This window comes from Enterocloster sp. HCN-30185, assembly GCF_037890305.1.
In the GTDB taxonomy this organism is placed as follows: domain Bacteria; phylum Bacillota; class Clostridia; order Lachnospirales; family Lachnospiraceae; genus Enterocloster.
Window position 1 is genome coordinate 79,215 of sequence record NZ_JBBKBT010000007.1, and the last position, 18,471, is coordinate 97,685.

Consider the following 18,471-nt stretch of genomic DNA (forward strand, 5'->3'; position numbering starts at 1 on the left):
CCTAACTGCCCCACGCCCGGATTAAAAATGAGTCAGCATGGTACGGCTGATGATCTCATCCTGTACATCCTTGCACAGCTCTACGAAGAAAGCACTGTATCCGGCAACACGCACGATCAGGTCGCGGTACTGCTCTGGATGCTTCTGAGCCTCGATCAGGGTCTTGTTATCCAGATAGTTAAACTGCATCTCGCCGTTTCCAAACATGCAGGCTGTTCGCAGCAGGGTGATCAGGCTTTCCTCGCCCTCAGGAGTATCAAGAAGGCCTGCCATGATCTTGAAGTTATGTACCATACCGATGTTCATATTATCATTGGACATCTTGGATACAGACTTGATAATAGCGGTCGGGCCCTTGAAGTCAGCGCCCTGGCTTGGGCTGATTCCGTCAGACAGAGGCAGCCATGCATGGCGTCCGTTTGCAGACGCACCGGTCATCTGGCCGAATGGGGTATTATTGGAAATGGACAGAGTACCATGGCTCAGGATAGAGTAAAGAGTCTTGTACTGTCTGTGCTCATGCTCGGTAAAGTTGATCAGATCTGCCGCAATATCATCTGCGTAATCGTCATCATTTCCATACTTAGGAGCGTTCAGACAGTCGGTGCGGATCTGCTCATATCCATTAAAGTCTGCTTTTAATGCTTCATTTAACTGCTCCAGCGTATATTTCTTATCGTCAAATACCAGCTTCTTGATGGCTGCCATGGAGTCTGCATAGGTAGCAAGTCCGGACCATACAACGCCTGGTCCAAAGTTATACATAGCGCCGCCGGAGGATACGTCCTTTCCCTTTTCCATACAGCCCTCGTACATAATGGACATCAGAGGCTTCGGAGCCAGCTCTCTGTGAACTCTCTGGGAAATAACCGTAGCAACGCTGGTCCACTTTGTGATGTATTTGATCTCTTCCTTAACGGCAGCTTCAAACTCTTCATATGTCTTAAAGCTGTTTAAGTCACCCATATCCGGGCAAACCTGCTTGCCGTACCACAGCGGAACACCGTGATTTAATACAAGCTCGATACAAATGGGCCACTGTGTATAAGCGGTAGAGGTCCACTGATAGAGACGGCCGGCCTTCTGAGGCTCTACACAGCCCATCAGGCAGTAATCTCTTGCATCCTCGATGGAAACGCCCTTTGCCAGCATCATCTTGATATGTGTATCATCAAAGTGGCAGGCAGGGAAGCCCATTCCGGAACGTACTACATCTACGATCTTCTTTAAGTACTTTCTCGGGGACTTGTTGTGGATACGGCAGGCTAAAGACGGCTGGTAAATCTTTACATGACGTACTGCATCCATTAACAGATAGGTCAGGTCATTGGTTGCATCACGGCCCTCTCTTGTAACGCCGCCTACGCACATATTTACGAATGGCTGATAGCCTGCAAAGAACTTGGAACCGCCCTCGCTGGTGATCCACATCATCTCAGACATCTTGATCAGCATACAGCCTGCAAGCTCAAATGCCTGGAAGTCATTCATTCTGCCGGACTCAATGTCTGCCTTGTAGAACGGGTACATATACTGGTCTACACGGCCGATGGACATACCGGTCTGATTCTCTTCCACAACAAGCAGGGACTCGATGGTCCATACTGCCTGGATTGCCTCCCAGAAGGTCTCAGGCTTGTGAGCAGGAACCTTTGCATTAATCTCGGAGATCTTGTAAAGCTCTGCCTTTCTCTTTGGATCGGTCTCTTTGTCAGCCAGTTCCTTTGCATATTCGGACATTCTTCTGGCATAGATCATTACACCTTCAGTTGTCTCGATAATGGACTTGTAGAAGTAGATCTTCTCAATATCATCTGGATTCTCGTAGTGAAGCTTTGTTAAATGCTCTCTTGCTTCATTCTGGATATCCAGCATACCCTTCTTCATCAGGATTACATCATAGCCGGGGTTGGAGTCGCCGCCGCCGTTTAATGCATGGTAGGAGCAGTCGGATACGAAGGACTCGCCGGATAACTCCCATACGCCTGCCTCACGGTACTGATCCTCGCAGTACTCATCTACGGATTTGCCCTTCCAGAATGGGAACAGCTCCTCACGCATGATCTTCTTGTCTTCCTCGGAAATGTAGAATGGATCCTGAGGTCTTGTTCCGATGGTATCAATCTCATCTACCATCCATCTCCATGCGATATCTGGTGAGAATGCGCCGGCTCTGGGTGCGCCGCAGGGTGCGCCTACGATCAGCTCGTTATCCTGAATAACCAGAGGAGCTGTCTCACAGCAGTAGCGGAAGCACTTTGCTCTTAATTCGATCTTTGGCATACCGGGATTTTCAGCAGCAATCTTTGTGATCGCTCTTGCACGGTAGGTCGTGATGGATGGCTTCTGCTTTAAGTAATTCTCCTTTAACAGCTTTAAACGTCTTGTCATGCCGTCCGGAATCTGAGTTCCCTCAGAAGGATACTCGCACAGATCCTTTGCGGTCTCTTTTTTTGTATCTTCTTTTCCAATTTCCTGTGAAACAGATTCAAACATCTTCATCAGAGAAGCTTTCTCTTCAGGAGACATATTTTTTGTCGCTTCTGCAAGCTTATTTGAAAATTCTCTAATATCCAAAATAAATCCCTCTCTTTCTGGCTGCCTGTTTATGAACAGAGTCCATGGATCCCAAATGCTGCCTTTCTTCTATAGATCATGTGAAGAGGCGATACATTCTCTGCAGTGATCCCCTCTTTTGAGGTCACGCTTCCAAGGATCACTGTGGGGAACAGGTCTGTTGTAACTCCCATGGCGCCCCATACAGCCGGCGTATTGATCAGCACACGGCCTACGGGCTTCTTTAAGGCAAACTGCCGAATGACTTCCGGATCCTGCGAATGAATGGTAAGCGTATTGCCCCGGCTTTCTCCCACCAGAAGCTCAATACATTTTTCACAGGCATGAATCCAGTCTTCTTCAATGTAAAATGCCAGTACCGGGCATAAAAGCCCTTTGGCATATGGATTAAAATCCGTTATATAAGACTGCTCGGATACAAGGACCTTTGTATGCTCCGGCACTGCAAATCCAGCTTTCTGAGCCAGCCATGCTGCCGTTTTTCCGATGAACTCCTTATCCGGAAGCCCCGTTCCTTTTTCCAGTCCCAGAAACGCAGTCAGCTGTTTCTGTTCTGTCTCCGTCATAAAATAGGCCCCGTGACGGATCAGTTCCTCCTTTACCTGAGTGGCGATCTGCCGGTCTGCCACCACATACTGCTCGCTTCCTGCTCCGGTTCCGCAGTTAAAGCCCCGGCTGTCCGTAATACATGCCGCCGCCCTGCTTATATCTGCTGTTTTTTCAATAAATACCGGTCCGGGAGCGATCCCTCCGTATAAAACCGGGCATCCGGTGCGGCTGCAGGCTTCCAAAAGCGGCCGTTCACCCATATTCAGGATCAGATTTGTCTCCGGGTGTGAAAGAAGCTCGATGGCCCCTTCCTTTGCCGCTGTCTCACTGCAGGATAAAGCTCCCCGGACCAGTCCGGCCTCAAGAGCCGCTTCCTCCAGGATATGTACGGTACGCACCGTGGTCTTCACCGCTCTGGGATGGGGTGCAAAAACAATGGCGTTTCCTGATTTTACCGCGCATACGGCAGCGCTCAGAACCGCAGCCACCGGGCTTACAGCCGGTGCAGCCGCAGCGATCACGCCCATTGGAACGCCGATTTCCAAAACGCCCTGAGCCTCATCTGTGCTGAGAACGCCTACGCATTTCATAGGTTCCAGAGTTTTCCGCATTTTCTTGATCAGGAGCTTTGCCTGAAGCAGCTGATCCTTTGCGTCTCCGTATCCCGTTTCCCGAACCGCCTCTTCTGTAAGCTGTTCCAGCTTAAGCTCTAAAGCATCCATCATGCAGGCTGCGATCCGGTCCAGTTTCTTCTGTTCAAAAAGAGCCAGTGTTTTCTTTGCTTCGGCCGCCTCTTCCATCAAAACTCTTGCTTCCTGGACTGCCTTTAAGTCTTTGTCGATAAACTTCATTTCACTGCTCCCTTCTGCCTCTTATTTACTCTTCCTGAGGCAAAAGATTGGTCAGACTGTAGCGGGTAACGATCTTGCCCAGATCCTGATGCGGTCTTGGGATCACCACAGAGCTGTATACCTCTGCTCCCATATTTTCTACTGCCTTCACCCCGGCATCTACCGCTGTACGGCAGGCTCCCACATCGCCCTGTACAATAACGGAAATATAACCGGAAGCAACATTTTCATAGCCGATCAGTTCTACATCAGCCGCCTTGCACATCGCGTCTGCAGCCTCCAGAACAAATACCAGGCCGAAGGTCTCAATACATCCAATGGCTTCATATCTTTCCATATTTTTCCCTCTCACATCTCGGTTTATAGCAGCGGTCACGCGTCAATATCGTGTACCGAAACGATCTCTCCAACGGCACGGATCGGTCTTGGCATTACATTCTTTGCTGTCAGCTTTCCGATCGCGGCTGCGGCTGCGGCGCCGGCCTCGACAGAGGAACGCACAGCGGCCACATCGCCCTTTACCATGATTGTTACCAGAGTCGATCCAACATTCTCATAAGAGATGAGCTCCACATCTGCGGCCTTTAACATCTTGTCTGCCGCTTCCAGAGCCGGAACCAGTCCAAGGGTCTCTACCAGTCCGAGAGCCTCTTCACCATAATATCTCATATGCCGTTTCTCCTTTCCTATCTGCTGCGGTATTTAGCAGGAACGTATTTTTCCACGGTTGTGCGGCCGTCGTCTGTAATGGCAAACCGGAGAGAAAGATCTCCGTTTACATCCAGCTCATGGCTTACCAGAGTGCACATTCCGTTGGCCTCTAAGGACATCGTATGATCCAGATACATATCCTTTGTAAACTGTTTCTCATGTCCGTACTGGGGCTTCATTGCCTCCATGATCTCGTTGATATCAGCATTTTTCACAGTGCTTAAATAGTTGAGCACCGCCATTCTTGCGGGCAGCAGCATCTTACACCTCTCCCTTCTTGAAAAAGTCCAGCGGGTTCATGGTAACCAGGATCGCACCAAAGATGATTACAACAGAACCAACTACGATGGTAGTTGTTACAGGCTGTCCCAGGAACAGGATACAGAATAATACGCCCCAGAATGCATATGTAACGTTTAAGCTCATGCCGATGGCACAGCCGACTGTGGAATTTGCCTTGTACCACAGAAGGAAGGAAGCGCCTGCGCTCAGTCCGGATACTGCCAGCCACAGAGCCGGAATACCAGCTGACATGGTGCCGCCTAAAAGTCCAAGTCCGCCTACTAAGGGAACGATGATCACCAGATCTACCAGACCGGAGAAGAGCTGACGGATATTGGTTGCCACATCTGTATCGATCATGGCTCCGCCGTAGCTGGAAAGCATTCCCTCAAGTCCCCAGCACACAGCCGCGATCAGTGCGCAGATAATTCCCAGTGTAAAGTTCGGGCTGCCTTCCGGTTTTACCCAGTTGATGATGATAGCGCCTGCCACACAGGTAAGCATACCTGCTACCACACGCTTGGTTGGACGCTGCTTTAAGAAAATCCATGCAAACAGAGCGCCGAACAGGCCGCAGGTTGCAGAAATGGGGATCGCATAAGCACCGGCCAGAGCCAGGCCTACCAGATAAGCGCCGTTAGCGATAGGGCCGCCCAAAAGTGCTCCCAGGATCATCATCTTTCCTGGGAAGGTATTGGCTGTACGTCCAATCTCTGCCAGACGTCCCTTTTTTGCATTGTAGATCGTAAGCCAGATACCGGCGAACAGATCGTTCAGTCCGGAACATACATAAGGGGCTGCCAGGATACCAACCGCACTTACAAGTGGTTCATAATAGCCCGCAACCAATACCAAAGTCGTATAGATTCCGTATGTAAGGCCGGAAAGAGCTCCTGCTGTAAGGCCTGTTACGCGGAATTTTTTGCTCAGCTGCTTCATCTTCATATCCGCAGCAGATGTGTTTGTCATATTGCCGCTCATTGCGTTTCTCTCCTTTGATTATTCTGCCTTTCCGCCTCCCGGAAGGATGGTCTCCACTTCTCCGTGGGGACGTGGGATTACATGAACGGATACCAGCTCTCCGATCCTCTGGGCTGCAGCAGCGCCTGCATCTGTAGCTGCCTTAACCGCGCCTACATCGCCTCTTACCAGAACTGTGATCAGGCCGCCTCCTACTTTTTCCTTGCCGATCAGAGTTACATTGGCAGCCTTTACCATGGCATCTGCTGCTTCAATAGATGCTACAAGTCCCTTTGTCTCGATCATTCCTAATGCATCGTACTTCATGTTTCTTCTCCTTCTTTTTCTTCTTTTTTACAGCCAGCGCGCGCAGTATGCATGATCTTTTCACAAAAAGCATACATTTTCTGTACATTTAGTATAATCCATTCCCATATGCGGAAGGTCAAGTGTAATTTATCGATTTTTCAACAGACGATTTCTCCATCTTTTATTGTATATATCGCATAATATCGTTACTTTTTTCACAGCAATATGACGAAGAAACCGGCGTACACAAAAAAGCAGAAGGGTTTTCCTTCTGCTTTTTATCCCTGAAAGAAGTTTTCCTGTAAGTGAAAGCTCTTTCCATTCTTTTCCCCTATGGGGAAGGTTTTTGTTTTATTCCTCTAAAATTCGTATGGGCAGAATAATCTCTGTCACAAATTCATCCTCATTTGCAGTGGTCCAGTAATCTACCACATACCGTTCATAAACATTCGGCCCCAGGGATGCCCCCTTTGCTTTCGCCCATTCCGCCAGCTTCTGATAGCTTTCCTCGATCCGGTCATGGGAGCCCACATGATAGATCGTCGCTGCCAGAAAGCCGCCGAAATTGATCTCATTCGTTCCGCAGCAGCAGGGATGGATGGGTTTCTGCATGATCCTGGCCTGTCTGCAGGTTCGTTTCATCTTTTCCTTCCAGGATGGAAATTCCAGGATTACCGGCCCGGTGATCTCATTTTTTACCGTGTCCAGATAATTGACCCAGGGAATATTGATAATCGAATCCATGTAGTGATATTCAAACTCCTGATCCATATAGCAGTAATGATCCTCACTTACATAGCGCATTCCCACTTCCTGGATTTTATTGTAAAGCACTGCCCTTGCCTCCTGGATCAGTTCATACCAGTCCTTTACAGATACATAGCTGTTGTGGATCGCATGTTCCTGCTCCCGCAGCTCATTGATCTTGCTGCGAAAGCAGGAGCCTACCACATAGTAATCTCCGCCCTTTACCAGCCCCTGCATCTCCTCCAGCCGAAACCCCATCTGCTTGTAATATTTTAAAATAGGGATCCGGAGAATGGTATCCAGGGTGTAATAACGGTAACCGTTCTCACCTACCTCATCCGGCGCGATCACGCCGATCTTATCATAAAAGCGGAGAGCCTTTGTAGAGATATTGCACAGCTTGCTTACTTCTCCGATGGAATACAGTTTGTTTGCCGCCATAACCCCTATACCTCCTTTTCCTATCTCCTGCCAAGCTTCTGCTCCGCTTCCTCAAGGGAAGGATATCCGTAAAAAGCCACTGTATGCTCCAGCGTTTCCCGGACCGGATTGCGCCCATCCTTCATCCGCTTTAAAAGCATGGCTGCATAAAGCTTTAAGGTTTTGTCGGAATATGTACCAAGCTCGCCTTTTAAATACGTTTCACTTGAAGTATTGAACATCCCGTCCTCTGATGCAGAAAGGCTGCGCCCCATAGACATAACTGAGGGGAATTTTTCTGCTGTTTCCCTTGTCCAGTCCATCATAAGGGAAACGAGCAGCTCCTCCAGGACTTTTCTTGCCGGATCCCTGTAAGGCAGACGGTCCTTTAATGCATCATATTCCTCCGGCGCAGTATGCTCCATCATCCTGGCATACTTTTCCGTCAAAAGGTTCCAGCCTGATTGTTTGGCCTCTTTTAAATCTTCCTGATAACTTTCCAACACCGGCAGATCCCAGGTATAAAACTGGCTTTTGCGCATAATGTCAAAAGTGTAAGGATCTTCCTGACAGGAAGCCCGTCCGCCCTGATTTTTCACCTGTGTAAACTGCTGCCACTCCATAGCGGTAATCTCATCTGCCAGAGTCCTGATTTCCTTTGACGGAGCAGCATCAGATTCAGAAGATTTCTCCTCTTTTTGTGTTTTCTCCCCAGAAAGTTTTTCCATCCGCGATAAAACTTCCGCCTTCTGGCGCTCTAAAAACAGCTCGTCACTGTCTGTCAGCCCCTGCTTCTTCAGTTCATCTAAAATAATCCCGCAGACATTCTCAATCCGCTCCTCTGTTTCCTCCTCGTCCGGACGGCTGCCTGCCAGCTGTTCCAGCGCTCCCTTAAGCTTCCGCACACAGATAAACGCCTCCATAGCCCGCAATCTCCACTTATAAAAGGGCATATACTGGCGGTTTAAAAGATATCCCGCCTCTGCAGAAGCCTGAATAAACTCTGCAAGGCTGGCCTGCATCATCCCGATATCCCTTCTGCGGCGGCCCCGCTCATAATTATACTGTCCGGACTGGGCCATTTTTCCCAGACAAAGTCCCAGACGGTACAGGCGTACCTTTTCCGGACAGGCTTCAAATTCCCTCCTGCGTCTGGTAAATTCTCCCAGTTTATCTTCAAAAATAGCTCCGCTGACCGCAGTTCTTAACTGCTCCGGAGGGATCCTGTTCCATGCGGCCATGTCCTCAGCCGTTTTGCAGTCTGGAGCATGTTCCAGACCGGTAAGCCTTTTGTAAAAAGCACCGATTTCGATCACTCCCACGCGGCCCGCTCCCTCTTTTGTCGTATTTCGCACGGGAATCCCCTTAAAACTCTCTGCCAGCCTGTCATAATCTGCCTGAAGCTGTTCTCCGATTGCTTCATAGTCCTCTTTTGTAAGCCAGAAACAGAAGCCGGGACCAAAATCGTGATCTGTAGAATATACATCATCCAATCCCAGACATTCTGAGCCTTCTCCCGCCAGGCCTGCGGCAATCCGGTCCGCGTAGGCAGGATATTTTTCCAGCAGCATAGGACGGCCCTTCTGTTCATAAAAGCTCCTTGCCAGATCCAGTCCGCAGATCCCGCTCTTTTCAAAGGCCTCTCTTCGGGCTTTCACATCAAGAACCTGCTCCCGGTTGCGGTTTAACGTCTGCCATCCGTCATTTTTTCCGTACAGACGGTTGATGAGCTCCATAGCCTGTCTGTAATACGCTTCCGCCTCATCCAGTTCGCCCCGATGAAAACAGGCTTCCGCCAGACCGGCCAGAGCAGAAGGGTAATGGGGATCCGGATTTCCGGGAAGGTTTTCAAAAAGCGCTGCCGCCTCCTTCATATACCGTGCGCCTCTGGCTGTGCGGTGCATCTTAAAGCAGATATTTCCCAGATTGGTCAGCGTTGTAGCACACTCTGCCTGAGCGTCAGGAAGACGGCGGATCATATCAAGCGCCTTTAAGCCCCTTTTCTCTGCCTCCGAAAGCCGTCCGGTTTCCGCATACAGAAGGCTCAGATTATTGTGAAGGCCCGCCAGACGGTAATCCGGCTCCTTTAAAAGAGAGGCGTATACCTTCTCGGCTTCCCTGTAAGCCGCTTCTGCCTCCTCATACCTTCCCGCCGCACGAAAGCCGGTGGCTGCGTTCAAACAGGTAGTTCCGTGATGAAGTGTTCCGGAAAGCCCCAGTTCCCTCACCAGCTCCATCGCCTCTTTCGCACAAAGCACACATTTTTCATACTCTCCCCTTACACGATAATATCCTATCAGTTCATTTAAAACAGCCAGAATGCCCCCCTTGTCATCTGCCTGCCTCGCTGTTTTCATGCCTTCTGTAAGATATTCTTCTGCCAGATCCATACGTCCGTTCTCATACAGACGATCCAGCCCATTCATAAATTCATCTAATTGGAACACGCCGCAGCCCCCTCCTTTGTATGATTTGTATAAAATATATTTGTTTTGTGCGAATGTTTGTTTATTTTATCACCACCAGACGAGAATTGCAAGACCAACCCTATATCAGATTTGCTGCAATCGGAACTGCGATCACGGTCATCAAACCTGCCACAGCGATGGAGAGACTGCTCATAGCCCCTTCAATCTCCCCCAACTCCAGCGCCTTAGCGGTACCAATGGCATGAGCGCTGGTGCCTAAAGCCAGCCCCCTGGCAATGGGGTGGCGCACCCCCGTGATGCGAAATACCAGTTCTCCCAGTACATTTCCGATCACACCTGTGAGGATAATACTCATAACAGTCAGGGTGACGATCCCCCCCGCCTCCTCACTGACTCCCATTCCGATAGCCGTGGTAATGGACTTTGGAAGCAGCGTGACATAATTTACATGGGAAAGCCCCATCAGCCGGCACATGAGAAAAATGCTCACCACGCTGGCTGCCACTCCTGATCCAATGCTTGCAAATACAGCCGCTCCGTATTTTTTCAGCAGATGGAGCTGCTTATAAAGAGGGATCGCCAGGCACACCGTGGCCGGTGTTAAAAGCCAGCCCAAACCGGATGCACTTTGACTGTAGACCGCATAATCCACGCCTGTTCCCAAAAGAAAAACAATGATAACAGCCGCTGACACCAGAAGCGGATTTAAAAGAGCAAGCCTTGTCTTTTCTTTCAGCCAGCAGGCAGACAAATACGCTCCGACACTGAATACAAATCCCCAATACTGTGACTGTTCCAAAAATTCCTTCAGTATTTCCTTCATCCTCTTAGTCCTCCTCTTTCTTATTTCCGCTCTCCACCATTCTCTGGGCCACTGTTCCCGTAACTGCCATGACGATCACCGTTGACGTGGCAATAATAAGCAGAAACGGCAGGAGCACCTCCCGCAGCTGGTCTGCACTTTCAATAATCCCTACGGTAGCCGGAATAAACATCATGCTCATGGTATCCATGAGAAAATTTCCGGTCCCCTCTACGCTTTCCAGCTTCACGATCCCGCTCATCAGGGCTGTCAGCATTAAAAAAAGGCCGTATACGCCTGCCGGTACTGGAAACGGAAGAAAGTGGCTGAGGGCCTCTCCTGCCAGGGTGACCCCCAGGATAATGCCAATTTGTTTTACATACTTCATATGGATTCCTCCTACTGTTTTATATGTACTCTCCCAACCATCCTATACGCCGTCCTATTCTATCACCACCCATTTTCAGGCGCAAGGTCTGAATTCATAAAATACAAAGGAAATACAATCCACCCGGTCTTGCATTCCGGACAATGGCCGATTACAATAAAAGAAAACATATCCGGAAAGGATCTGAATTCTATGAAATTTTTTTACGCTGACGCACTGGAGCATAGGCGGCATTTAAAGCTTTCCGCTCTTTTTGATCTCTGTTTTCCGTCCCCCGGCCTTCCCGGCGCTTTGCCGGCAGATGCAGACGGCCTCTGGCTGGCTGCTGATGAAAATGACGAACTGACCGGCTGCCTGCTCCTGTTCCAAACGGATCTTCATTCCTGGGAAGGAATCCCTTTCGTTCATCCAGCTTACCGCAGGAAGGGGATTTTTTCCGCTCTGCTGGCAAATGCCTGCCAAAAGGGGAACTGTCCCGGAGAGGATGACCTTTTCTTTTCCGTCCGTCCCACGCAGACACTCTGGCTGCAGGTTCTCAACTCCATTGAAGCCGAAAAAGCCTTTGATGAATACATGATGGAATACTCATTTCAAAACCTTCCATCTGCCCGCCTGAAAACAGAAGCCGATTTTTCAGACGAGCTTACCGTTTCCTTTCAGGGAACAGAAGGAATGGCCTCTTGCCCTCATGTATCCTGCCTTCTCTCCGCTCACGGCTCCTCGGTCTATCTGTATCAGCTCCTTACCGAAGAGGCGTTTCGCGGACAGGGACGGGCTTTGGCTTTTCTGCACCATCTTTTTCCCCGGCTGAAAGCCCTTGGATTTTCCTCTGTCCGTCTCCAGGTATCGGGAGAGAATCTTCCTGCCATGGCCCTGTATAAAAAAACAGGGTTTCATATCACTGAAACCCTGTCCTTTTATCTTTATTAAACGGAATACACCGCGCCTAATCCCGGCGCACCTCTACTCCCTGAGCTTCAATGCGCTTTCGGATCTCCAGCATCTTTTCATCTGTCTGGGCAATCACATCGGCGCATTCTTTTAATTCCCCGCTGATCTCCCCGTCTGTATCTACAAATGACTTTTTGTATTTCAGCTCATGATCCAGACTGGCCCAGAAATCCATAGCAATGGTGCGGATCTGAACCTCTACGCGGATAAAACGCTTGGAATCCGTAAAAAATACGGGAACCTCCACGATCATGTGATAGCTGCGGTAGCCGTTGGGCTTTGGATTTTTGATATAATCCTTTACCGCGATCACCTTTACATCATCCTGGCGCACCAGCATCTCTGCCACTTCGTAAATATCATCTACAAAAGAGCAGATAATCCGTACTCCCGCCACGTCATCCAAGTTTTTAACCATCGATTCCAGAGATACCTCCAGTCCCCGGCGCTGCAGCTTTTCCACAATACTCAACGGCTTTTTCACACGAGACTTGATCATCTCAATGGGGTTTCTCTGGTTCTTTACCGAAAGCTCGTCATTTAAGACCTCCAGCTTCGTTTTTACCTCCCGGATGGCGCAGGTATAGTGCATCATCACCTGCTGGAACTGTCTTGCCTGATCCAGCCAGATATCCGGAACCTGGGCCACATCCGGAACACGGACGATGGACTGGTGAAGTTCGCTGTTGGGGCTAAGATTCGTATTCATTGATTTTGCCACCTCATATTGTCCTACAGAGCTTCCACTGCTTCTGCAGCCTTTTCAAACCATGGCATCTCGATGTACTCTACCCGTCCGCCGTCAACCATCTGAGCGATCTTCGGATCAATCGGGATCTGAGCCAGAACCTTTAAGCCATTTTCCTGTGCTGCCTGCTCCACATGGCTTTCGCCAAATACATGGATGTGTTTTTTGCAGTCCGGACATTCCAGATAGCTCATGTTCTCCACTACGCCCAGAATGGGGATATCCATCTTCTTTGCCATATTAACAGCCTTTGCCACGATCATGCTTACCAGCTCCTGAGGAGAGGTAACGATGATAATTCCGTCTACCGGAAGAGACTGGAAAACCGTCAGAGGCACGTCGCCGGTTCCCGGAGGCATATCCACAAACATATAGTCCACGTCCTGCCACAGGGTTTCCGTCCAGAACTGCTTTACAGCGCCTGCGATCACAGGGCCTCTCCAGATCACGGGATCTGTGGCGTTTTCAAGAAGCAGATTGGCAGACATGATCTCCACGCCCTCTAAGGATTTTGCCGGAATCATCAGACGTCCATCCAGAGTCACAGCCGGTCTCTCGTCTGCCACGCCAAAGGCCATGGGGATCGAAGGGCCTGTAATATCCGCATCCAGAATGGCTGTGTGGTGGCCCTTGCGGTTCATGCTTACAGCCAGCATGGAGGTTACAAGGGATTTGCCCACGCCGCCCTTTCCGCTCACAATGCCGATGACCTTTTTCACCTTGCTTTCCGGAGCCAGAGCCTCTAAAAAGCTTGTTTTATCTGTTGTACGGCTCTCACAGTTTGCGCTGCAGGAACCGCAGTCATGATTACATTCGCTCATGATCATATTCTCCTTCCAAATTTCAGTTTCCTTTTCTGCCAGAAGCAGACACTCTTTTTATTATAATCCTTTCCTGGCGGAATGTCCATTCCTTTGAACGTTTGTTTCTGCATTTTACAGGCTTAATCCCTTACAGCATGGCCCCCAGAAAATCCCTCAATCCAAACCGCGGATCCTTTGTAAGGCGCTCCTCCAAGAGCAGGCGGTTTTCGTCTGAATGCTCCACCTCTCTGGAATAGGTGTGTGCTGTATCCGCCATGGCCTTTACATCCAGGCTTCCCTGCTCCATAAAACGCTCTAAAGCCATATCCTGAATGATCAGTACAGAGGCCAGGGCCATTTTAAGCTTTCCATAAGGATTTTCATTGTAAACGCTTCCGCAGAAGTAGGTAAATACAAAGTATACCATCAGCTGCTCAGTCCATAATTCAAGTTCAGGACAGGCCTTTAAACATACGTTCCAGGCCTTTTTATAAGCCTCTTCCCCATTTCCGTAAAGAGAGCCTTCGATTTTCCCCCTTCTGGAAGGCCATTTGAGGTTTAAGGGCTCCATTTCCCCCAAAAGGGAAAACAGCTTTTTAAGAAAATCATACCGGCTTCCCTGAATTTTCTTTTCTTCAAAATACCTGATCCGATCCTCCCGTTCATATCTGGCAAACAGGGCGTCGGCTTCATAAAGCCGGTTTCTCCGAATCCTTCCCTGAAAGTCATGGCCCAAAGCCAGCACCATGGAAAGCCGCAGGGAAACCGGCGTCTTCCGGTCCTGGAGCAGTTTAAAAATAAGGCTTCTGGCATCTATGAGCTTTGTATACAGGAAAAAATCAAAGTCCTCATAGGTTTCCTCCCGCTCATCCTCCTTTTCCAGAAAGCGGACCGGTTCCTTACAGCCAAGGATCAGTTCTGCAGCCACCGGACAGGAAAGACACAGAGAAATCTCTCGGCAGCCCTCAAATTCCTCTGTATGGCGGGGATACTGCCTGCAGGTCCGGCACAGGCTGTCCTTTCCCTGTTCAATATAAAGATCGCAGAGATTTTCCTCATTTAAGAAGGCACAGCGCCCTTCATAGCGCAGAAAGGAACCCTCCTTCCAGTCAATGGAATTATGCAGGCGGTTTCCAAAGGAACCCTCTGTCTTCCGGTACCGTTTTAAGGCCTTATCATCAATCATAATTGCCCATCCGGAACAACAGGTATCGGGACATTTTGACCCGATACACTGAAACATTCTGTAATAATGGGGATATGTATACAGCATTTCTTATCTCTCTTTTCCGAATATGTACGTCTGAGGCGCACACTACTCCTGTGTTTTTGTTTCCTTTCGTCCCAGCCGGATCTCTTCCAGATAATCATTCAGCTCTTTATCTGCTCCCTGAAACAGGTAATGTTTGCCAGGTGCTCCCAGGCGTTTTTTCTCCTCGCGGATCAGCTGCTCCGTCCACTCAATATCCTCTCTCAAATCTTTTGCAGACATCAGGCGGCAGCCCTGTCCGTAAATGATCAGCTGCTCTAAACCGTCTGAGGTAGCCACGGTCACGCTGTACTTCCGCCCAATGCGGTGAGCCAGCTTTTCAATATATTGATCCGCTGTTTCCGCCTCTTTGGTGTATACTACATGGATGTTGTTGTAGTCCAGCGCTTCCCCTGTATTCCCTGAAACCTTGTAAGCGTCAAATACCAGGATCAGCGTACATTTCTTATAGCCCTGATAATTGCACAGAATATCCATCAAACGGTGGCGGGCGCCCTCAATGGTCGTTTTCGACAGCTCCCTGAGTTCCTCCCAGGCGAAAATAATATTATAGCCATCCACAAGAAGGTACTCTGTTTCCTCCTCCTTTTTTTCCTCCGGCTTTCTTTTCTTTTCACTGGCAAAAACCCGGCTTCTCGCTCCCTCCTGGCCAGGATTTTTCCGGCGTACCGGGCCGAAGGTGCGCTCGAAAATAGCTTCCAGCTCCTTATCATCCGTCCAGGAGCCTCCTGCACCGCCCAAAACACGGCCCGGCTCCGAACCGTTGGAACGGACATCCGCGGCAGATACTTTCCTTTCAGCCTCATTCTCCGCCTGTTTCTTCTTTAAAGGACTTTCCAGATGCATATAGTCCTCCACCTGATCCCAGGGTACCACAAAACCGGCTCCATGGGAGCAGAATACAGAACCGGTTGGATTTTCCAGGTCTGCCTCCGGATCATATCCTGCCTGGCCGATGATCTCCTCCTCATTGTGGCAGGGCTCATAATCCCTGTACCACAAGGACAGCCGTCCTCTTCCCTTTGTATAGGCAGTGACCTCTCTCTGATAATCCCTCAGATTCACCACCGGCCCTTTTCCTGTAAGAACCGCCATATCCCCTTCGGTTTCCGGAGGATCAAATACGCCGTTTTTCCGCTCTATATCTGCCATTGCCCGTCCCAGATTCTCCGCAGGAATCTCCATACGGAACCCATAATACGGCTCCAGCAGGCGGCATTTTCCCGCACGCAGCCCCTGGCGCAGAGCCCGGTACGTCGCCTGGCGGAAATCCCCTCCCTCTGTGTGCTTAATATGGGCCCGTCCGGTTAAAAGGGTAATCCGCATATCCGTAATCTCAGCCCCTGTAAGAACGCCTCTGTGACGTTTTTCCTCCAGATGGGTCAGCACCAGCCTCTGCCAGTTCCGGTCCAGCACATCCTCGCTGCAGACTGTGTCAAACTGCAGGCCGCTTCCCGGTTCCCCAGGCTCCAGAAGAAGATGCACCTCCGCATAATGGCGCAGAGGTTCAAAATGGCCCACGCCCTCTATGGGCTCCAGGATTGTTTCCTTATACACGATATTTCCCGTGCCGAACTCTGCCTCAAGACCATATCGCTCACGGATCAGCGTTTTTAAAATCTCGATCTGTACTTCGCCCATAACCTGAGCCTTGATCTCACCGGTCGCCTCTTCCCAGAGGATGTGAAGCTCCGGCTCCTCCTCCTCCAGCTGGCGCAGATCCCGGAGGCTTTTATGCACATCCGTACCTTCCGGAAGAAGAATGCGATAGGTCAGCACCGGTTCCAGTACCGGAAGCTCAGAAGCAGCCTCTGCTCCCAGCCCCTGTCCCGGAGCAGAGGAAAGAAGGCCGGTAACTGCGCAGACCGTACCTGTCTGCGCCTCCTGAACCGTCTCATACTTTGATCCGGAATAAATCCGGATCTGGTTGACCTTTTCTTCCCCGATCAGCGCATCCTTCACACGAAGGACTCCTCCGGTAACCTTTAAATGGGTCAGACGGTTTCCCTGACTGTCTCTGGATATTTTATAGATTTTGGCACCAAAAGAAGAGCTTCCCTCCGGAGCCCGGACAATTTCAAAAAGCCCCCTTAAAAAGCTCTCGATCCCCTTCATCTTAAGGGCTGATCCGAAAAATACAGGAAAAAGCTTCCGGCCGGCTGTCATGCGGATAATCTCCTCCCTGCCAATCTCTCCTGTCTCCAGATATGTTTCCAGCACCGCCTCATCACAGACCGCCAGGTTCTCTGCAAAGCTCTCCCTCTCGTCTGTTCCGGGATTCCATTCTCCCCCATCTGCCTGCCAGCCTCCGAAATCCACACAGCCCTCATCCAGACGATCCTTTAGCTCTGCCATCAGGCGCTCCTTATCCGTACCCGCCTGATCCATTTTGTTGACAAACAAAACGGCCGGAATCTGATAGCGCTTTAGCAGCCTCCACAGCGTTTCCGTATGGCCCTGGATGCCGTCCGCTCCATTGATCACCAGAACGGCATAGTCCAGGATCTGAAGGGTGCGCTCCATTTCTGCTGAAAAATCCACATGGCCCGGCGTATCCATAAGGGTCACTTCCGTATCGCCCATGGAAAAAACGGCCTGTTTGGAGAAAATGGTAATCCCTCTGGCCCGCTCCAGCTCAAAGGTATCTAAAAACGCATCCCTGTCGTCCACTCTCCCCAGCCTGCGGATGGCTCCGGCGCCGTAAAGGATAGCCTCCGACAGGGTAGTCTTTCCGGCGTCTACATGGGCCAACAGACCTACAACTGTTTTTTTCATGCCTGCTCAGGCACAGCCTCAGCCGCAGGTGCTTCCGGTCTCTGAACCCCCGGACGGTTTACAGTCAAAGGAAGGTTTACTCCCAGCACATTTAAAATAATGCCGCCTGCTTCAGCCGCCAGTACGGTAGGCACCTTTTCTGCCTCCACCACAACCGGGCGCAGCTTATTGTCGCGGTTAAATTTCTGGAACTCCAGAATATCTGTAAAAGCAGGCTGGAACAGCTGTCCGTCCTTCATCTTTACAAGAGGAATCCCCTTCTCCTCTTTCTGAATGGCAAAAATATAGCTGCCCTTGCGGAAATCGGCTGTCAGCTCCTCATTGAGCTCTTTGATCCGTTCTGCCCGCGCCTCTGCTTCTGCCTCAGCTGCCGGCCGTCTCATCTCCTGAGCCAGATAGATGGCAGTCAGATGAAGGGATGGATTTTCCACCCACACGGTTCCCTGGGGCATATCATCCGGAGACTTGCGCTTTACAATATCTCCTACCTGCATGGAAGCCTTTTCCCCGTTCATCTCCACGATCAGGGCATTCACGCCCATAGCATAAAGACTGGTAAAAAATACCAGCATATCCTTACCGTTTACCTTTGCAACGGAAACAGGGATCTTCTGCTCTGCGAGGCCGGCTGCTGCTGTTTTTGCCTCCTCCTCATTTAAGTATAAGAATACCTCGTCATCAAAGGTTTCCGGATCACATACCACATACGGTTCCCTTGTGCACAGGGAAATCAGTACAAAAATATCAGCGTCATGTCCCAGCCGGGTAAGAAGCTCCTTCTTTACAGCTGCAACGGTGTTTTGCGTATCACTCATTTTCATTTTCTCCTTATCAACACATTCTTGTAAAATTGTACCACATTCCGCAAAAGGGTGCAATTAGTTCAGGAAAAAGAACCG

Annotated in this window: 17 protein-coding genes; 1 reads left to right on the forward strand and 16 read right to left on the reverse strand. The window is 50.0% G+C overall.

Translation table 11 applies throughout. From position 1 onward, the window contains the following. Positions 1 to 21: 21 nt before the first annotated feature. From cutC to WKT10_RS09520, 11 genes are all read right to left on the reverse strand, one after another. The gene (cutC, locus tag WKT10_RS09470; RefSeq protein ID WP_066546971.1) at positions 22 to 2,577 is read right to left on the reverse strand and encodes a choline trimethylamine-lyase; all 2,556 of its coding nucleotides are present in this window, start codon (positions 2,575 to 2,577) and stop codon (positions 22 to 24) included. A 29-nt stretch (positions 2,578 to 2,606) separates the two neighbouring features. Next, positions 2,607 to 3,977: an aldehyde dehydrogenase family protein gene (locus tag WKT10_RS09475; RefSeq protein WP_340276865.1), complete on the reverse strand. Its 1,371-nt coding sequence runs from the start codon at positions 3,975 to 3,977 to the stop codon at positions 2,607 to 2,609. Between the two features lie 25 nt (positions 3,978 to 4,002). After that, entirely contained in the window at positions 4,003 to 4,314 is a 312-nt protein-coding gene (locus WKT10_RS09480; RefSeq protein ID WP_066546963.1) for a BMC domain-containing protein, read from the reverse strand. Positions 4,315 to 4,349: 35 nt separating this feature from the next. Beyond that, a complete protein-coding gene (locus tag WKT10_RS09485) occupies positions 4,350 to 4,646 on the reverse strand; it encodes a BMC domain-containing protein (RefSeq protein ID WP_066546960.1) in 297 nt (98 codons plus the stop codon). Positions 4,647 to 4,663: 17 nt separating this feature from the next. After that, a complete protein-coding gene (locus WKT10_RS09490) occupies positions 4,664 to 4,948 on the reverse strand; it encodes a hypothetical protein (protein WP_066546957.1) in 285 nt (94 codons plus the stop codon). Between the two features lies 1 nt (position 4,949). Beyond that, complete coding sequence (locus tag WKT10_RS09495; protein ID WP_296038720.1) at positions 4,950 to 5,951, reverse strand: DMT family transporter; 1,002 nt, start codon at positions 5,949 to 5,951, stop codon at positions 4,950 to 4,952. Positions 5,952 to 5,969: 18 nt separating this feature from the next. Next, positions 5,970 to 6,257, reverse strand: a complete 288-nt coding sequence (eutM, locus tag WKT10_RS09500; protein WP_066546952.1) for an ethanolamine utilization microcompartment protein EutM — start codon at positions 6,255 to 6,257, stop codon at positions 5,970 to 5,972. A 333-nt stretch (positions 6,258 to 6,590) separates the two neighbouring features. Continuing rightward, positions 6,591 to 7,427: a MerR family transcriptional regulator gene (locus tag WKT10_RS09505; protein ID WP_066546949.1), complete on the reverse strand. Its 837-nt coding sequence runs from the start codon at positions 7,425 to 7,427 to the stop codon at positions 6,591 to 6,593. 20 nt (positions 7,428 to 7,447) lie between these two features. Continuing rightward, entirely contained in the window at positions 7,448 to 9,853 is a 2,406-nt protein-coding gene (locus tag WKT10_RS09510; RefSeq protein ID WP_340276869.1) for a DUF4125 family protein, read from the reverse strand. 100 nt (positions 9,854 to 9,953) lie between these two features. Further along, the gene (locus tag WKT10_RS09515; protein WP_337433437.1) at positions 9,954 to 10,658 is read right to left on the reverse strand and encodes an LrgB family protein; all 705 of its coding nucleotides are present in this window, start codon (positions 10,656 to 10,658) and stop codon (positions 9,954 to 9,956) included. A 4-nt stretch (positions 10,659 to 10,662) separates the two neighbouring features. Continuing rightward, entirely contained in the window at positions 10,663 to 11,025 is a 363-nt protein-coding gene (locus WKT10_RS09520; RefSeq protein WP_066546927.1) for a CidA/LrgA family protein, read from the reverse strand. A gap of 192 nt (positions 11,026 to 11,217) precedes the next feature. On the opposite strand from WKT10_RS09520, the gene WKT10_RS09525 reads away from it, so the two are divergent. Then, on the forward strand, positions 11,218 to 11,955 hold the full coding sequence (locus WKT10_RS09525; RefSeq protein WP_337934010.1) for a GNAT family N-acetyltransferase: 738 nt from the start codon (positions 11,218 to 11,220) through the stop codon (positions 11,953 to 11,955). Positions 11,956 to 11,971: 16 nt separating this feature from the next. On the opposite strand, the gene WKT10_RS09530 is transcribed toward WKT10_RS09525, so the two are convergent. From WKT10_RS09530 to WKT10_RS09550, 5 genes are all read right to left on the reverse strand, one after another. Continuing rightward, the gene (locus WKT10_RS09530; protein WP_066546921.1) at positions 11,972 to 12,685 is read right to left on the reverse strand and encodes a GTP pyrophosphokinase; all 714 of its coding nucleotides are present in this window, start codon (positions 12,683 to 12,685) and stop codon (positions 11,972 to 11,974) included. Between the two features lie 23 nt (positions 12,686 to 12,708). Continuing rightward, positions 12,709 to 13,545: a P-loop NTPase gene (locus WKT10_RS09535; RefSeq protein ID WP_340276873.1), complete on the reverse strand. Its 837-nt coding sequence runs from the start codon at positions 13,543 to 13,545 to the stop codon at positions 12,709 to 12,711. Between the two features lie 130 nt (positions 13,546 to 13,675). Continuing rightward, positions 13,676 to 14,800: a flagellin lysine-N-methylase gene (gene fliB, locus WKT10_RS09540; protein WP_340276875.1), complete on the reverse strand. Its 1,125-nt coding sequence runs from the start codon at positions 14,798 to 14,800 to the stop codon at positions 13,676 to 13,678. Positions 14,801 to 14,842: 42 nt separating this feature from the next. Then, on the reverse strand, positions 14,843 to 17,572 hold the full coding sequence (locus WKT10_RS09545) for an NYN domain-containing protein (RefSeq protein ID WP_340276877.1): 2,730 nt from the start codon (positions 17,570 to 17,572) through the stop codon (positions 14,843 to 14,845). Beyond that, positions 17,569 to 18,387 carry an SseB family protein gene (locus WKT10_RS09550; RefSeq protein ID WP_066546911.1) on the reverse strand — a complete coding sequence of 273 codons (819 nt, stop codon included), beginning with the start codon at positions 18,385 to 18,387 and terminating at the stop codon, positions 17,569 to 17,571. The genes WKT10_RS09545 and WKT10_RS09550 overlap by 4 nt, the downstream gene beginning before the upstream one ends. Positions 18,388 to 18,471: the final 84 nt, after the last annotated feature.

Excerpts from the sequence above, each read along its gene's own strand:
- WKT10_RS09475 (WP_340276865.1), bottom strand. The coding sequence starts at position 3,977 with ATGAAGTTTATCGACAAAGACTTAAAGGCAGTCCAGGAAGCAAGAGTT.
- WKT10_RS09480 (WP_066546963.1), bottom strand. The coding sequence starts at position 4,314 with ATGGAAAGATATGAAGCCATTGGATGTATTGAGACCTTCGGCCTGGTA.
- WKT10_RS09485 (WP_066546960.1), bottom strand. The coding sequence starts at position 4,646 with ATGAGATATTATGGTGAAGAGGCTCTCGGACTGGTAGAGACCCTTGGA.
- WKT10_RS09490 (WP_066546957.1), bottom strand. The coding sequence starts at position 4,948 with ATGCTGCTGCCCGCAAGAATGGCGGTGCTCAACTATTTAAGCACTGTG.
- WKT10_RS09495 (WP_296038720.1), bottom strand. The coding sequence starts at position 5,951 with ATGAGCGGCAATATGACAAACACATCTGCTGCGGATATGAAGATGAAG.
- eutM (WP_066546952.1), bottom strand. The coding sequence starts at position 6,257 with ATGAAGTACGATGCATTAGGAATGATCGAGACAAAGGGACTTGTAGCA.
- WKT10_RS09505 (WP_066546949.1), bottom strand. The coding sequence starts at position 7,427 with ATGGCGGCAAACAAACTGTATTCCATCGGAGAAGTAAGCAAGCTGTGC.
- WKT10_RS09515 (WP_337433437.1), bottom strand. The coding sequence starts at position 10,658 with ATGAAGGAAATACTGAAGGAATTTTTGGAACAGTCACAGTATTGGGGA.
- WKT10_RS09520 (WP_066546927.1), bottom strand. The coding sequence starts at position 11,025 with ATGAAGTATGTAAAACAAATTGGCATTATCCTGGGGGTCACCCTGGCA.
- WKT10_RS09525 (WP_337934010.1), top strand. The coding sequence starts at position 11,218 with ATGAAATTTTTTTACGCTGACGCACTGGAGCATAGGCGGCATTTAAAG.
- WKT10_RS09530 (WP_066546921.1), bottom strand. The coding sequence starts at position 12,685 with ATGAATACGAATCTTAGCCCCAACAGCGAACTTCACCAGTCCATCGTC.
- WKT10_RS09535 (WP_340276873.1), bottom strand. The coding sequence starts at position 13,545 with ATGAGCGAATGTAATCATGACTGCGGTTCCTGCAGCGCAAACTGTGAG.
- fliB (WP_340276875.1), bottom strand. The coding sequence starts at position 14,800 with ATGCTGTATACATATCCCCATTATTACAGAATGTTTCAGTGTATCGGG.
- WKT10_RS09545 (WP_340276877.1), bottom strand. The coding sequence starts at position 17,572 with ATGAAAAAAACAGTTGTAGGTCTGTTGGCCCATGTAGACGCCGGAAAG.
- WKT10_RS09550 (WP_066546911.1), bottom strand. The coding sequence starts at position 18,387 with ATGAGTGATACGCAAAACACCGTTGCAGCTGTAAAGAAGGAGCTTCTT.